Genomic DNA, 15,620 nt, shown 5'->3' with positions numbered 1-15,620 from the left:
GCATGGCGCACAAAAAACTAAACTTACCTCAAAAAATATGCCCTATTTGTAATAAACCTTTTACATGGCGTAAAAAATGGCAGCGCGACTGGGATAACGTTATTTACTGTTCAGAGCACTGTAAGCGAAATAAACAGGGATAACAATTAACTGGCGCCTATTTTGCTACATAATCACGTGTTTAGTGGTTATGAAGAGGTAGCCGAATAGGTATCGCAACCGTGGAATAAATTTATCTTAGCTCCTGAAGCAGTTAAAAACATATACTCTAGTGACTGGATAAAATTGATTTAATCTTTATGCAAATTGGTGTAATTACACTGATAATGATAACTATGATATATATAATCTTAGCTTTGTAGCCCAGTTTTAATAAACACAAAAAAGCCGCCTTGCTGGGTCAGCCCAGTTAACCAAGGCGGCTTTTACTAAACAACTATAACTTACATATTACCTAGCTCTATCATCATTGCTGTGTACATACGTAAATTAAGCTCAAGTTGCTCAAGTGTCATAAATTCATGCTCTGAGTGACCCGTGTAGCGTTTACCTGGCATTGAAGGGCCAAACGATACTGCATTATCAAACAGCTTTGCGTTAGTGCCACCACCTATTGATACAAAGTCAGCTTTTTCGTCGCCCGTAAAATGCTTGAAAATATCAAGCAGCTTTTGCGCGTGCGGCGCACTATCAAGTAGCATAGGTGTGCCAATAATTGTTTCTATGTTGGCAAGCGTTACATTGTTAGTGGCCTGCCAATTAGCGAGTGCATCATCAATTTGCTTTTTTAATACAGCTTCGTCTTTACCCATTGGGCGACGTGCATTTACAGCAAGAGTTAGTGCATTACCATCGCGCTCAATAACGGTTGGTGCCACTGTCATCGGGCCCATAAAGTCGTGCTTATAGGCTATTTCGCCAAACTGTTTACCGTGAATGTCTAAACCAATTAACTGATTCACAAAGTCGATTAGCTGGCCGTCACTGTTATTTTCAAGCTCCACGCCTTTAAATAACTCAGCTAAATAAGCAATGGCATTTATACCCGACTCCGGCTCAGATGAATGCGCCGACATACCTTTAACGCTTATTGCTAAACCATTACTTTTTTCACTAAAGTTAAATTCAACTTTATTTAATGTTTTTGCTTTTAATGTATTAATAAGTGCCGCGTCTGCATTGTGAAGTACTAAGCTTGCATCTTCTGGAATTTGGCTTCTAAACGCACCGCCAGTTACATCCTTTACATATAAACCCGTCTGTGGTGATGTTGCATTAAAAGTAGGTGCAATTAAGCTCCAGCCTTTCTCGGCAACCACTACAGGGTATGATGCATCAATCGTTACTGCATATTTTGGTTGTTCATACGTTTTCATGAATTTAGTAAGCGGACCCCAATCAGACTCCTCTGCAAGGTAAATCATCAGCTCAATACGGTTATTAAGCGTTATGCCTTTATCTTTAATTGCTTTCATGGCGTAAAGCGCTGTTGCTATTGCACCTTTATCGTCTTCCGTACCACGACCAACTAATTTACCCGGTTCAGATGTATCAATAATAAAAGGACTTTGTTTCCATTTGCTAGCATTAGCAGGTTGCACATCGCCGTGGGTTACTACCGTTACTTTTTCGCTTTGCTCGCCCATACCAATTAATACGGTGTAGCCTAAATCTTGATAGTCAAAACCAAGCTCTGCGGCTTTCATTTTTAAAAGTGCTTTAAAGCCAATAAAATCGGGATTTTGAGGAGCGCTAATGTCGTTTTTATTAACCGTCGGAAAAGCCACTAAGTTAGTTAGTGTGTGTATTTGAGCATTTTGGTAGGTATTTACTGCGTAATCGGCAACGCTATCAATATTTTTATTTAACTGCGCATGAGCACCAAATGCAAATAAAGCAATACTGGCTAAAGCTAACTTTTTCAAAACAATTCCCATTTAATTAATAACTAAGAGCATTAATTATAACGCTATGGGAGGCTTACATATAGCAATTTGTGGCAGGCACACAGGTAACTTAAGGTAAATATTTATATAGCAGCTTTTATGAGGATGAATGTATAATGCGCGACTTAAAATTAACAGGGTCTTTAATTGTGAACCGTCGTAAAAAAATCGTCACTAAATTTCAAAAGAAAGATAAACGCACTAACGCTAAACTACACAAAAGCAACAAACCGTCTTATGTATCAAAAGCTGAGCGCGAAAAACTAGCTGAACAAGAAAGTAATGAGCCACAGGTAACCCAAGAGTAACTTTACGTTAACCGTTGCTTTGATAATTTAAAGTGGCAAAAGTAGCGACCACTTACATAACATATCACTCCCGTGGCAACTATAAGCTCAAACGTAGCTAAGTAATTAACTGTATCTACATATGATATTGCGAGGTTTATACTTTGCATCCAGTCTTTCATTTTAAATAATGCAGTTGCCCCAATAACCATTGGAAATGTAAAAGCAGCGTAGCTCGGCGTAAAAGGTCTACGTAATAACTTTATAAATAACACATAAACAATCAGTGTTTTTATTATCGCTAATATAAATAATGCCCCCACTATAACAAGTGATGGATTAGCTACAATATGAAAATACCCCGCTAATGTTAAACTGGCAGGCGCAGCTAAAATGGCAAGTGTTGGCTGTATTTCGTAGTCACTTTTTAATGCTAATAAAAAACGATAAAACATAATGGGCAGCATTATCGCGTACGTTGATATACCAATAACCAGCGCGCTATAAGCTAACCACGCTAATGTCGGATTTCCCGAAAAAGTAATATCTGCAATAATTATCCCTACTGGTGGCACAAACCAGCTGGGCGCCATATCCTCAAAGTTAAACTTTTTTGCTCGCTGGTATAAAAAACTCACCAAAAATGTGAGATGCAGCACAAAAGCTAAAACCCACATAATATCACCAGCCAATGGGTTAAATTGCCCAATTGAGTTTGAAATAACAAGATTAGCCATTGCAAATGTAGGGATCACACTTCCTGCAACTGGGTGTGCTAAATCGGCTTTTAATAAATGAGGGTGTAGTAAAAACTTAGCAGCCAAAAGTAAAACTAATACGCTAGCTAGTACCGCTCCCAAAAATTGCCCTTGAGAGTTTAAATTAAAAACGTTTTCCCATGTCCATCCCATACTAGCAATACCCAAAGCTAAACCGGCCATAGCTGTTGGCGCACCCATCACTTTATTTTTAAATTGCTTAAACACTGTACTTCCTAATCATTGGGTGATGAACAAGTTACTGCTTTTTACTGCATTGCCTTAAAATAACGCTGTAAAATTAATACAAACGTGCTTAATAGAACGCTTTTTGCGTACAAACATTTCATAAAAATAAGTTTACGGCTTAATTATTAAAGCGCAAAAAAAGCCATAACGTGGTTATGGCTTTTGCTTTATTTTAAATTTGAATATGAGGTTAATTAAAACGCGTAACTAACGCTTACATTAAATGAACGACCTTGCCCTGCTAATTGCTCAAACCCGTTGCCGCTATCTTGTTTAAGCGCTGCAATGCTTACACCGCCAAGGGGGAGCTGGTAATATTCATCAAACACGTTACTCACTTCTGCGCTTAGCGTTAATGAATCCCATGTGGCTTTAGAGCTTAAATTAACCAAGCTGTAGCTGTCTGTTTGGTTTTCAAAACGATTATTATCTAAACGGCTTTTTGCATCTACCCACTGCCAAGATAACGCATTTTCAAATCGATTAATTTGCTGGCTAATACCTAGCTGGGTTTGCAGTGGTTTAATTTGATAAAGCGGCTGGTTAGTATCGTCGCGCTTACCTCTCGTATTAGTAACATTAGCGTGTAACTGCCAGTAACCTAAATCCTTAGATTCATAAATGTTGGCTGTTAAATCTATTTTTGCACCATATAAAATGGCATCTACATTAGTAAACTGCAAAATGTTACGCGCTGTATTGTCTAAGTCATAACTACTGAAGCTTCTTACACTATCAGCATCAATATAATTGTTCACATCTGTATACCAAACATTGGTGCTTAATCGCCAACCATCATCTTTAGCCTGCTTAATATAAGTAGCACTTATTGTATGCGCTGTTTCAACGTCTAAATCAGGGTTACCAATATAGCCATTACCATCGCCATACCAACCAATCATGGTGGTTGCCATATTGCTTACGCCCCAGCTGTATCGCTCATATAAATTAGGCGCTCGGTTTTTACGGGCAAGGCCAAATTGCAACTCATCATTATTTGTTATTTGGTAGTTAATTAATAAACTAGCGTCAACTACAGTATCGGTTTTATCTCTGTCGCCAGCATTAAAATTCTCAGCGGCAATGGTATTATCTGTAGATGTATCGCTCATGGACATACTTTGCATACTACCCATGTCGCTCATATCGCCCATATCCATCATACTCATACCATCGTTGTAAGATTGAACTTCTCCAACGTGGGTATTAATACTTTCAATACGTACGCCTGCGTTTAACCATAACTTTGTATTTACTTGGCTCTCAAATTCAGCAAATGCCGCTATGCGCTCTCGTTTACCGTTATTTATATTTATGTAATCGTCTGGTCCCATCATGGTTGAGCCTTCAATACCTGGCCACCAATCATCAATGCTGTAATTAAAATATTCTTGAGCGAGTAAGATACTGCTGTTTTTATCAAGGGCAATACGCCATTTAAGCTGCGTACTTATATCTTGTGCATCGGTTTTCATTGGCATCATGCCTGTCTTTTCTTGGCTAAAAAAACCCATTTCGTGCTTTACACTGTGCCAATTAACTTGCCCTTCAAGCTCGCTGTTTTCAAAGGAGCGTTTGTATTGAGCTATTGCACCGTAACTGGTGTTATCGGTCATATCCATATACTGATTTGCAAATCCCTGATACGGGATTTTTTGATGCGTTAGCTTTATAACTAATTGCTGTTTATCATTGCGCATAGCTGCGGTTAAACTATGATTTTGCGCTCGATACAATGTATCAAGCACTACATCGTCGTTACCGTCTTCATAACTATCTGCGTCACTAAACGAGCCCTGATAATTAAGGCTAAACGTGTCACTTGCTAAACGTGCACCAACGCCAAGTTTACGTCCGTTATCAACGCTACTGTACTTTGCTGACACATAACCTGAGTGCCAATCTAATTCACTGCTATTGCTATACTCTGGTGAAATAGAATTAACGCTTATTACGCCAGCAATATTATCGCCGCCCGCGCTCACTGGCGACACGCCTGCAACCACATTGTAAGACGTAATTTGATTAGCCGAAATATACGAAAGTGGCGGGTTCATGTGATTAGCGCATGCAGCGGTAACATCTGCGCCATCAATTAACACTTTAACTCTGTCGCCCATTAAACCATTTAAAATAGGGAGGTTAGATACGCCGCCCGCAGCTGAAAAGTCGACACCTAAATCACTTAATAACGATTCTGACGAACCAAGTGCTAAATGCTTATTTTGAGCATGTCCGTGTACTTCAATTACTTCTAAAGGTGTATCGTCGGCAAATGCAAACGGAGATAGCACACCGCTAATAAAAAGTGCGACAGGGGAAAGTAAGTAAGTTTTTTGAGTTTTGCTTTTATAAACCATTGTGAATTTATGCCACTGTAAGAATTGGCGTAATTATAGTGTGAACTGCAAAAGCAAAAGCGCGACATATTGTCGCACTTTATCAATTAAGAATGTTGTTAAATTGCCCCTAGACAGAACTCTTCGTGCAGCGCGTGTTTGGCATTTATTCTACGTTATCGCCTATTTATGAGGAATAAACACTACATAGGCTCTGCCTTACTTAAATACCAAACATACTGCTGAAAATTCAACCTCAAAAGATAAGCAGGCCATAAATAAAGGATGGTTTTAATTATAAAAAAGAGCCAACAGTAAAACTGTGACCCTTATATAAAAATGTATTCTTTAAATTTTACACATTTAGCTGCGACACAATTTCCGACACCTTCTCCGCCCCAGCTTCAATGTCTTTTATAACGTCAGATACTTCTGAAATTAACTCTCGCCCTTTAACCGAGGAATCAGAAACAGATGTTATTTGCTTTGAAATATCATTGGTCAGCTCTTGATTGTTTTTTACAACCGTTGCAATTTCATTTGTAGAACTACTCGTTCTTGCTGCCAATTGTCTAACTTCATCAGCTACTACTGCAAAACCTCGGCCATATTCACCTGCTCTAGCGGCTTCAATAGCTGCATTTAAAGCTAGTAAATTAGTTTGATCGGCAATACTACTTATAGTAGAAACAATTGATCCTATGACCGCAGATTGTTCATTTAGATTTTTAATTAACTCAACTGATTTAAGGACCTGATTTACGATGGCATCGGAATTTGCGATCGAATCGCTTAAAATACCAGAGCCTAGTACGGCGGTTTTAACCGTAGAAACGGCTGATTCGTGTGCAATCGCTGCGGCTTCTGTAACGGCTCTGTTACGCGACATGCGCTCAGTTATATCCGAAGCAAATTTAATAACCTTTATCACGTTTCCCTTGTTATCTAAAATAGGGTTATATGTTGCCTCAAGCCAAATTATGTCTCCATTTGCTTTTACTCGTTTAAACTGTCCTGATTTGAATTGCCCTTTCCCTAACTCATCCCAAAAATGTGGGTTTTTATCGTAAAACTCGTCGGTGCAAAACATCCTATGATGCTCACCTATTATTTCATTTAGCTTATAACCGGTAGCAGACAAAAAGTTGTTATTAGCTGTTAATATTTCACCTTGAGGGGTAAATTCAATCGTTGCCAACGCTTTGCTTAATGCTTCTGCAACTGCTTCTTGTGCTTTTCTTTGCGTGTAATTAGCCGTAATATCAGAGGCTATTTTAATTACCTTAACGACAACCCCATCTATTTCAACTGGAAAGTATGTTGCTTCTAACCATATTTTTTCGCCTTGGGAGTTATATCTTAAAAAAGACCCACTTACTGACTTACCGTCTCTGAGATTTTTCCAAAATTGAGTATACTCTTTCGATTCCGCATATGATTTTTCACAAAACATGCGGTGATGATGACCAACAACATCATCCTTGGTATAATCTACTGTGTTCAAAAATAATAAATTAGCGTCTAAAATAATCCCTTCAGCCGTAAACTCAATATAAGCAACATGCTTCGTTATTGCATTTAATACTGATTCTTTTTGAGCGACTTGTAACTCAAGTGCTTCTATTTTCGAGTTACTTTTATTTATACCAAACATATAAGCTGCCTTAGGGTAAATGTTTAATCTGAATGAGCTGTTTATTTAAGCTCTATACTACAACTATAAAATTTAAATATAGGCAAAAATACAAATTTAATCTAATAAATTAGACTTTATGCGCCGCATCACACTAATTGACCGAAACTCTGGATAATCAATCTATCTCAAGTGGTTACTTTCAGCGCTAACTGCGTTTAATTTACTTGCAATAGGCCAGCTATTAACGCGTAAACTCGCCTTGTTTTCACAGAAAATCTCTGGCTAGAGAAAAACCTCAATCTGAGTTTAGGTTAATTATCTAGAGCCTGTTGATCTTCAAAAATTAAAATTCACTCTATCTTGGCCGATTAAATCGCGGCGTAGGCTAGGTAACTGATCCTGCTTACTCTACTGATTTACATTAACATAAGAGTGAGTAAAGACAGCGCATGCTTTGCATTTACGCTACGTTATCAAACGCTTACAGGAGTTAACCAGGGTACATAAGGCCACTGTGCTTAAAAGTAAACAAGCTCCTGTAAATTCAATCTCGAAAGATAAACGGGCTCAAGAATAATCTAATTTTATATGTATAAAAATATCACTATTAAATACATAAATCGTATATATCTTATTTAATTTCAGTTTGGCACATGACGCCGCGCACTTTTTAACTTAATATAACCACCTGTTTATCTCTAAATCACGTCATTTTTTCTAGGGTCTGTTTATAGATTAAAATTCGTTCTATCTAGGTTCGATTTAATCGCGGCGCGAGTTGTGTAACCTAGTGGGCTAAGTAAAAACAGAGCAAAGCTTCAGCGTTCTGCTCACACCTTTTACCTACATCCATGAGGGAATAATCACACTAAAAAGCTCTGTCTTGCCTAAAAAATATACTGCAGTTAAATTCAATCTCGAAAGATAAACAGAATCTAGCCTATATAATATTTTTACATATTTTACTGTTGCTTTTATCTATGTATTTCACATCAATTTCAAAGGATTTTTTATGACATCAGATGTAACGTCGGCATCTAGTCAACTTAACAGAACCGCTATTTTACTTGTATTAGCGCTCGGTACATTTATTTTAGGATTATCTGAATTTTCGATGATGCCTATGCTGCCACTGATTAGCGAAACATTTGGTTCAACGCCGTCACAAAGTGGTTATGCAATTAGTGCTTACGCCATTGGTGTTGTAGTGGGCGCGCCTATTTTAATGCTAACAACTGCTAATATGAGAAAGCGCAAAGCATTGCTCATTTTTATAAGCTTAATGTTTGTCTCAAACGGATTAAGCGCGATGGCAACGTCGCTTGAGCAACTTGTAATATTCAGATTTTTAAGTGGTTTACCTCATGGTGCATATTTTGGCGCAGCTATTTTATTAGCATCGGATATTGCCCCAAAAGGTAAGCGTGCTAGCTTTATGTCTAAGGTGTTTATGGGTTTAACTGTGGCTACTATTGTTGGTGTGCCCGTAGTTACACTTATAGGTCAAAATTTAAGTTGGCGGTATTGTTTAGCCGGCGCTGCAGTGCTTGCATTTATTGCTTTTATTTTTGTTTATAAAGTAGTGCCAAATATCGATAACGCTAAACCCTCTAACTTACTAAACGAGTTTGGCGTACTTAAAAATAAACTGGTTTGGTCTATTTTAGGTATTGTAATTATTGGCTTTGGTGGGGTGTTTTGTATTTATACTTACATTGCCGACACCATATTAGTGGTAACAAAAACAGCCCCGTATACTATTTCTATCGCAATGGTAATGTTTGGTATCGGTTGTACGCTCGGTAACTATGTACTGGGTAAAGCAGCCGATAAATCTGCAATTAAAACCACTGGTCTTGCACTTGTATGTACCATTGTATTTGCCTTTGCTTATGTAACGGCAAGCCATAATATTTGGGCTCTTTATGCTGTGACCTTCTTTATTGGTTGCAGTGTGGGCTTGGCTACGCTGATTCAAACGCTTTTAATGGACGTCGCCCCCGAAGGCCACGCTATGATTGGTGCCTTAGTACAGTGCGCATTTAATACTGCCAATGCTATAGGCCCTTGGGTCGGTGGAATTGCAATAGCACAGGGTGCTGCACCTAATCAAACAGGTTACGTAGCAGCTGCATTATTTTTAGGTGGTTTGGGGATGTGGCTACTAAGTTACTTACAACTAAATAAACAGCAACCAACAGCGTAAGCCGCCAGTTATAGCAATCCACAATGATACTTAATCAATTTGAGGGATTAATTAGGCGAATTGATATTAAGCTGAGTTTTAAATAATAAACACAAAAAAGCCCAAACAACGTTTGGGCTTAATTTTTATATTTTAACTAAACTGCGTTATTTTGTTAGCTCAATATTTATCTCATTAATTAATGTATGAATGCGCTGTGCATTTTTGCCTAAATCACTACGTCCTACTCGCGACTTACTACGAATATCGACAAAACGTTCGCTGCCTTCATCGTTAATGCGGACAACGACATCATCTTTAAAACCAAACCATGTTGTTGTATCAGTCGCTTCTACAAGACCTAAACTTGTATCTGTGTTAACAAGTTCCCAACCCAAGTTTTTCACTGCTTGCTCTGTAGCTTCAAGCAAATCAGTTTTAGATTGAGCAAAACTAAGCGTTGCAAGTTCTGGGTAAGCTTTGCGTTGTTCAATTGCGGTTTCTTCGCCTGCATAGGCAACTGGGTTTGGCGCATCAACACGAAGTGGTGCAATAGCTACAAACTGAGGGGGGTTAACTAAGTCGGTAGAAATATCATGTATTGGCGGCACACTTTTAGCTGTGTTCATCATATTTAAAGGCATTGCTATAGCCACTGCTGAAAATACAACCGCAATAGCTGCACTACCAAATGTCACGGTTTTGCGCATAAAGATTATCTGTATTAAAAGTAGCACAAGTGCAGCGCCACCTGCATAAACGCCAAATCGAAAGCCTGTAAATGCAGTTCCTAGTTCTACAATACCAAATTTGTACAAAGGCCCAGGCAGAACGACCAGCAAAAAGGCAATTAAACTAACTAAGCTCACTAAAATTTTCATTTTATGATTCCTTTATTATGTGTGATTTTTATTATTAAACAGATAAACGCTATTAACGAGTAGCTTATACTGCCTATAAGTGCTTTTAGATTACTATTAGCGACTAATTACACAAAAAAGTCCAATGTTGTGTGATCAAAGTTACTTAAATTAGGAAAAATATCAACAAGCTCAGAGCTCGGCACACCAAACCACTGAGCCAATGTGGCAAAGTACTGCTCATTTGCAACGCTTGGAATTAAACGCCCGCCACTGGTATCTTTAGGACCATCTAAATGCTGAGTTAAAAGCTCACCATATATATTACCGCCTTTTACTGCGCCGCCCATTACTATTTGGTTCCCTGCCCAACCATGATCAGTACCATCGCCATTTGAGGTCAACGTGCGACCAAAATCAGACATAGTAAACGCAGTCACTTTATCTGCCATATCAAGCTCTTTCATCGCACTATCAAACTCACTAAGCCCTTGGGCTAATGTGCTTAGCAATGCAGGGTGAGTATCTAGCTGATTATCATGGGTATCAAACCCGCCCATAGACACAAAAAACACTTGGCGCTGAGTACTTAATTTTGACTGCACGCTAATTGTTTTAGCAACTGCTGCTAACTGCTCCGATAAACTTGTATCACTAAATGAAGTAATTAACGCTGGCGCTGTTTCTAGCGCATTATTCATCGCTTGGGTGTTATTAATCGCCGACTTGAAGCTATCAGCGTAAGCACTACTGAGGGGATGAACTGTATTACTCATAATCCGGTTCATTATAGTAGTTACATGTTCCATGCGCGGCTTATAATCACTAAATGCATTAATTTTACTTATACCGCTTTTATTAAGTGCAAATGCTTTTGTTTGATTACCCGTTTGCCAAAGGTTTGTACCATCAAGCGATATATTAGCGGCAAACTGATCTTGCTGCTCTAAGCGCTCAAGTAAACGTGCGCCCCACCCACTATTTAACGACTGTTTTTCACGCCCATACATCCATGATGCCTGCTGATCATTATGCGAGAACAAATGTTTGGGGATCGTCACGGTTTTATTTTTATAATCATCGAGAGTAGTAGGTGCGAGTAAAGTTCCAAGGCCGCCAACAAACGCTAGATTAGACGAATCAAACACACTTTTAATAGGCGCAAGCGAAGGATGCAGCCCAACTCCACCAGCAAAATTAGTTGCACTATTAAGTGCTATAGGCGCCGAAACAGCAAGGTTTTGACGACTTTGTTCATACAAGCTACGTTGCTCACCTTCTAATGGTACTAGCATATTAAGTGAATCATTACCGCCATATAAAAACACACACACCAACGCTTTGTAATCCCCCAACTCAATCGCATTTACTGACCCCGTTAATGCTTGCAGTTGTAAACTTGTTAGCGCGGCCGCCGACACACCGCCTTTTAAACATAACGACAAAAACTGTCTTCTATTTATGCTCATTATGTCTCTCCTAATACTGCAAATTAAATTCAGGTGAAATAGCAATTATGTAAAGTAAATACGATACCCGTTCTCGATATTCGGCATCATTAAAGTATGCATCTAAATCAAGCAATGCTTGGCGCGTATCAGCACTCATTGAACCTGCAAAATATAAAACATTATACTGTTCAAGTAAGGCACCTACCCCGTTACTTTTTAAAAAGCTCATATCGCTCTTGATATAAACATATAACTCTTTGGGATTTAAATCATCACGAGCTTCTGCAGTTCCCCAAACTAAACCTGAGAAATGCTCGTTCATAGTGCCAATTAATGTAGTATCACCCGCTATTTGTAATTCCGGTGCGACTAACTCATCACTGCGTAATTGAGCTGGCTGATAATCGGGTCTAAAAAAGTTAAATACAGATGGCGAACGCATTGGCCCCTGCCCATAATTATTTATTAAATTCCATGTTCTATACTCCCCTTCTAAAGACCTTGCATCAAGGTTTCGCCAAAATTGTACTGTTTTTAGTAAAGGCTCCTTAACTTTTCCTTGATAGCTTAAAACACTGCCAAAATGACGAGCCTCGTCATCTAAGTAAATAGCTTTAATGACAGCCGCTAAATCCCCACGCACACCATCGCCATTATCGTTAAACACATTAGCCACTCGCTCAATATATTGAGGGGTTGGATTTGATGTAATTAATCGTTGAATTAGTTGCTTAGTAATAAATGGTGCTACATTGGCGTGATTAAATAAATTATCGAGTGCTATTTGCAGTGATTCCTCTGGCCCATAGCCCTCAGGGATTACTTCATTATTTAAAAGTACTTTTTGTTTACTTGAATGGTATTCGCTAAATGCTTGCATTGGTTTAATATAATCACGGCTTTTGCGTTTAAACGTTTCACTATCGGCAAACGTCCAACCAGTAAATACCCGTGCAAAGCCTTCAATTTGAGACTGCCCGTAAGTGGCAATGGTATTCCCTTGGGCATCAAGCTTTGCGCTGCCATCTAGGTTTAGCTCTTCAAGCCCAATGGTAAATAACTGCATTACTTCACGTGCGTAATTTTCGTCTGGGCGAATGTTAAGTGCATCATCTGCTTTTTCGTTACCTAAATGGCTTAAATAAGTCCCCATAATTGGCGAAAGCGTGACATCCTCTAGTAACTCCCGGTAATTACCAAATGCATTTTTAAGCAGTAAATCGTAGTAGGTAACCATTCCTTCTGGTTGAGAGCTTAAGCTGCTATTGGCATCCGACACCACTAATATCTCGCTCAATGCAAATGCAACGCGCTGGCGAAGCTGATCGTCACTGCGCAAGGTAGCCTTCCACCAACCATCAATACGGTTGATATATCTAAAGTCATCTTGATCCGGACTTTTGACTAAATAACTTCGGTGGTATTCAATTGGCAATGCTATTTGGCTTTCAAGCCATTGCTGCTCACTTAACCCTTGGGCTTTGCGTATTTCATTAAGTGTTGGCCCCATACTACCTTGGTGTAGCAAACGTGCAGCAGCAAATTCATCCATCGCGTTTCTGGCAATAAAACTTACCGTTTTAACTGCAATAGCACCTTCGTTGTCCGTTGCAGTTACATTAAAGGCATACTCTTTTGGTGAATAACTCAATGCTGAAGGAATATTTATTATCACAGAGTTAGCAGCTATTGGCTCATCAAGTACCTTAAGACCAGCAGTTTGCTCCCAGATCACACTTGTTATTGTGCCGTCGTTATCGCTCGCTGTTGCAGTTAATTCAATAGTTTGGCTTTTGGTTATATCGCTTGGAATATTAGCCACAGATAAAATAGGAATTTCATTTCCGTTAATAGTTGGCGTATCATCTGAGCCTGAACCACCGCAAGCACTTAGTAGCAAAACTGAGCTTGCCATCAAAAAATATTTATAATGCATGAAAGTCGTCATCGTCTTTTAATAAAGGTACATTACCATGTACCGAGTTTGATGCATTTATTGAAACACAAAATTTACAATTTAACCCTTTATTTTTTGTAACCGAAACTTGACTAACCCTCAAAAACACAAAAAATACGGTGGTTTAAATTAGCCTGGGCTTTATTATTTATGAAAACAGAAATTAGCTATCGTTTTGAATCTTCACAAGTTGCCAACCGATTTTCACATGAACTAAAAAATTGGTCTGTTAACGATGTAAAAACTCGTCTTTTTAATGGTGGCGACAGTGTAAAAGTAAGCTATGAGTATGACGAAAATGGGTTTGATTACACTATTGCAGAACTTGATGACCTAGCTGAGCGACACGCAGGTAAAGAAATATAAGTAAACAAAACCCCTCTCATACGTAATTTATTAAATATAAATACGTTAATTACTTTTAACACGCTAGAGATGAGTCTGGCAGTGTTATTATGGGTAATATACAACGCATTAGAGTGCCCTTATTAAGCTCACTCTCAATTTCTATAGATCCCTTATGTTCCTTTAATACGTTATATACAATAGCCATTCCCATTCCAGTTCCCTCACCTACAGGCTTTGTAGTGTAAAATGGTTCAAAAATATGATTGACTGTTTTTTCATCCATTCCGCAGCCATTATCGGACACTTCAATGTAGATATTTTTCTCGTCTGAGAATAAATTAACAAGAATTTCTCCTTGCTGGTCTTGTACTAAATCACAGGCATATTTAGCGTTTAGTAAAAGGTTTACGAAGATTTGATTAATTGCCGACAAATTACAATAACTTAATGGTAATTCATCATCCGAACACGTTATGTTGCATGTTTTTAACTGATTAGCGAGTAACTTAATAGCCCCCTCTAGCGACTCTCTAATATTAGCCATAGCCATGGAATTATTTTTAGGTCTAGCAAAATTAAGTAAGTTATTAACAATTGCCGCAATTCGCTGTAATCCCTCATGCGTATCATTTAATAGTTCATCTAGATCATCTAAAATAAAATCAATATCACTTTCTTCATCAAGTTTTATTAGTAATGTTTCCATCTCTGCAGCAGATATTGATTTATTAATATATTGTTTTGCAACAGTCATTAATGCTATCAGCGTAGGTTTAAAAAATTTAATACTTTCAAGGTTACTAGTTACATATGCCAGTGGATTATTTATTTCATGGGCAACACCTGCCGATAGCGTCCCTAAAGTAGCCATTTTTTCACTTTGCATAAGAGTAACCTGCTGATTTTTTAACATGTTAAGCTTTTCTTCAAGATCTTGGTTTGCACAAAATAATGCGCGTGTTTTATCCTCAAGTAGCATCTCTAGTTCATCTCTTGCTGCTTTTTCACGAAGGTATGCTTTTTTGTAGTTGTGGGTATCTTCACTCATTGCCAATCTCATATTTAACTTCAATTACACATTTATCAAAACCATTATGCATACATTCAACATGATTTAGCGCCACCTCAATACCGTAATGAGAGGCTGCACCAAAAATAAGCCCTTCAGCGCACATGCACAGCTGCCTTTTGGAATAGTAATGCATCAAAATAAATCCATCTTCAATAAGCTCTGCTTTAATTTCTGGTAAATTTGGCTCTTGATATAGTTTTGCAACTTCAACATGAATCACCTTATCGATACCCATAATTAAGTCCGCAAACCCATTAAAGTTTTCAACTATTGTAGGGTGCCGGCCCCTTAAGTGGCCAAATAAATACTCACCAAATGCCTTTAACACATCAGGCATAGACATAGATAAAGCATCAGCTACATCTTGCGCCAAACCCACTATTTCTTCATCTGGATAGCTTTCTGCTGAAATATAAATACGATCACTAGGTGCATTTTTTTCAAGTAAATCATCCCACGCAGCCATGCCGCACTTTTCAATAACGAGGGCTTCAAGTCCTCTAAAAATAACACCTTTCATACATCCCCTCGT

Annotated in this window: 13 protein-coding genes; 4 read left to right on the top strand and 9 right to left on the bottom strand. The window is 38.4% G+C overall.

The features are described from left to right. Positions 1-2: 2 nt before the first annotated feature. A complete protein-coding gene (locus tag NRL14_RS00780) occupies positions 3-143 on the top strand; it encodes a DUF2256 domain-containing protein (RefSeq protein ID WP_149615310.1) in 141 nt (46 codons plus the stop codon). A 300-nt stretch (positions 144-443) separates the two neighbouring features. Here the strand turns inward: NRL14_RS00780 and NRL14_RS00775 are convergent, their stop codons facing one another. Then, positions 444-1,925 carry a dipeptidase gene (locus NRL14_RS00775; RefSeq protein ID WP_306723752.1) on the bottom strand — a complete coding sequence of 494 codons (1,482 nt, stop codon included), beginning with the start codon at positions 1,923-1,925 and terminating at the stop codon, positions 444-446. A 137-nt stretch (positions 1,926-2,062) separates the two neighbouring features. Here NRL14_RS00775 and NRL14_RS00770 point away from each other — a divergent pair, with 137 nt between their 5' ends. After that, positions 2,063-2,254, top strand: coding sequence for a DUF2986 domain-containing protein (locus tag NRL14_RS00770; RefSeq protein ID WP_033030776.1), 192 nt, complete (start codon positions 2,063-2,065; stop codon positions 2,252-2,254). A gap of 2 nt (positions 2,255-2,256) precedes the next feature. Here NRL14_RS00770 and NRL14_RS00765 read toward each other — a convergent pair whose 3' ends face one another. From NRL14_RS00765 to NRL14_RS00755, 3 genes are all read right to left on the bottom strand, one after another. Continuing rightward, positions 2,257-3,219, bottom strand: coding sequence for a TDT family transporter (locus NRL14_RS00765; protein WP_306723751.1), 963 nt, complete (start codon positions 3,217-3,219; stop codon positions 2,257-2,259). A gap of 215 nt (positions 3,220-3,434) precedes the next feature. Beyond that, positions 3,435-5,600: a TonB-dependent receptor gene (locus NRL14_RS00760; RefSeq protein ID WP_306723750.1), complete on the bottom strand. Its 2,166-nt coding sequence runs from the start codon at positions 5,598-5,600 to the stop codon at positions 3,435-3,437. A gap of 334 nt (positions 5,601-5,934) precedes the next feature. Continuing rightward, a complete protein-coding gene (locus tag NRL14_RS00755; protein ID WP_306723749.1) occupies positions 5,935-7,233 on the bottom strand; it encodes a PAS domain-containing methyl-accepting chemotaxis protein in 1,299 nt (432 codons plus the stop codon). A 931-nt stretch (positions 7,234-8,164) separates the two neighbouring features. Here NRL14_RS00755 and NRL14_RS00750 point away from each other — a divergent pair. Continuing rightward, complete coding sequence (locus NRL14_RS00750; RefSeq protein ID WP_306723856.1) at positions 8,165-9,421, top strand: MFS transporter; 1,257 nt, start codon at positions 8,165-8,167, stop codon at positions 9,419-9,421. A 146-nt stretch (positions 9,422-9,567) separates the two neighbouring features. On the opposite strand, the gene NRL14_RS00745 is transcribed toward NRL14_RS00750, so the two are convergent. The 3 genes from NRL14_RS00745 to NRL14_RS00735 all read right to left on the bottom strand — a co-directional run bounded on the left by NRL14_RS00745 (position 9,568) and on the right by NRL14_RS00735 (position 13,647). Further along, a complete protein-coding gene (locus NRL14_RS00745) occupies positions 9,568-10,281 on the bottom strand; it encodes a DUF1499 domain-containing protein (protein WP_306723748.1) in 714 nt (237 codons plus the stop codon). 107 nt (positions 10,282-10,388) lie between these two features. Beyond that, on the bottom strand, positions 10,389-11,729 hold the full coding sequence (locus NRL14_RS00740; RefSeq protein WP_306723747.1) for a DUF1501 domain-containing protein: 1,341 nt from the start codon (positions 11,727-11,729) through the stop codon (positions 10,389-10,391). Positions 11,730-11,739: 10 nt separating this feature from the next. Next, a complete protein-coding gene (locus NRL14_RS00735) occupies positions 11,740-13,647 on the bottom strand; it encodes a DUF1800 family protein (RefSeq protein ID WP_306723746.1) in 1,908 nt (635 codons plus the stop codon). Positions 13,648-13,818: 171 nt separating this feature from the next. Here NRL14_RS00735 and NRL14_RS00730 point away from each other — a divergent pair, with 171 nt between their 5' ends. Next, a complete protein-coding gene (locus NRL14_RS00730; protein WP_007376172.1) occupies positions 13,819-14,034 on the top strand; it encodes a hypothetical protein in 216 nt (71 codons plus the stop codon). Positions 14,035-14,089: 55 nt separating this feature from the next. On the opposite strand, the gene NRL14_RS00725 is transcribed toward NRL14_RS00730, so the two are convergent. Together NRL14_RS00725 and NRL14_RS00720 are read right to left on the bottom strand one after the other, a co-directional pair. Next, positions 14,090-15,064 carry a sensor histidine kinase gene (locus NRL14_RS00725; RefSeq protein ID WP_306723745.1) on the bottom strand — a complete coding sequence of 325 codons (975 nt, stop codon included), beginning with the start codon at positions 15,062-15,064 and terminating at the stop codon, positions 14,090-14,092. Further along, a complete protein-coding gene (locus NRL14_RS00720) occupies positions 15,057-15,608 on the bottom strand; it encodes a heme NO-binding domain-containing protein (protein ID WP_033030793.1) in 552 nt (183 codons plus the stop codon). The genes NRL14_RS00725 and NRL14_RS00720 overlap by 8 nt, the downstream gene beginning before the upstream one ends. Positions 15,609-15,620: the final 12 nt, after the last annotated feature.

Source organism: Pseudoalteromonas sp. 20-92, assembly GCF_030847595.1.
Taxonomy (GTDB): domain Bacteria; phylum Pseudomonadota; class Gammaproteobacteria; order Enterobacterales; family Alteromonadaceae; genus Pseudoalteromonas; species Pseudoalteromonas fuliginea.
Note: the sequence above shows the minus strand (reverse complement) of the source record. Positions and strands in the feature narration are given on the sequence as shown.

Bases quoted from the DNA above. Each gene is read 5' to 3' on its own strand.
- NRL14_RS00735 (WP_306723746.1), bottom strand. From the start codon at position 13,647: ATGCATTATAAATATTTTTTGATGGCAAGCTCAGTTTTGCTACTAAGT.
- NRL14_RS00780 (WP_149615310.1), top strand. From the start codon at position 3: ATGGCGCACAAAAAACTAAACTTACCTCAAAAAATATGCCCTATTTGT.
- NRL14_RS00760 (WP_306723750.1), bottom strand. From the start codon at position 5,600: ATGGTTTATAAAAGCAAAACTCAAAAAACTTACTTACTTTCCCCTGTC.
- NRL14_RS00770 (WP_033030776.1), top strand. From the start codon at position 2,063: ATGCGCGACTTAAAATTAACAGGGTCTTTAATTGTGAACCGTCGTAAA.
- NRL14_RS00745 (WP_306723748.1), bottom strand. From the start codon at position 10,281: ATGAAAATTTTAGTGAGCTTAGTTAGTTTAATTGCCTTTTTGCTGGTC.
- NRL14_RS00740 (WP_306723747.1), bottom strand. From the start codon at position 11,729: ATGAGCATAAATAGAAGACAGTTTTTGTCGTTATGTTTAAAAGGCGGT.
- NRL14_RS00730 (WP_007376172.1), top strand. From the start codon at position 13,819: ATGAAAACAGAAATTAGCTATCGTTTTGAATCTTCACAAGTTGCCAAC.
- NRL14_RS00755 (WP_306723749.1), bottom strand. From the start codon at position 7,233: ATGTTTGGTATAAATAAAAGTAACTCGAAAATAGAAGCACTTGAGTTA.
- NRL14_RS00725 (WP_306723745.1), bottom strand. From the start codon at position 15,064: ATGAGTGAAGATACCCACAACTACAAAAAAGCATACCTTCGTGAAAAA.
- NRL14_RS00720 (WP_033030793.1), bottom strand. From the start codon at position 15,608: ATGAAAGGTGTTATTTTTAGAGGACTTGAAGCCCTCGTTATTGAAAAG.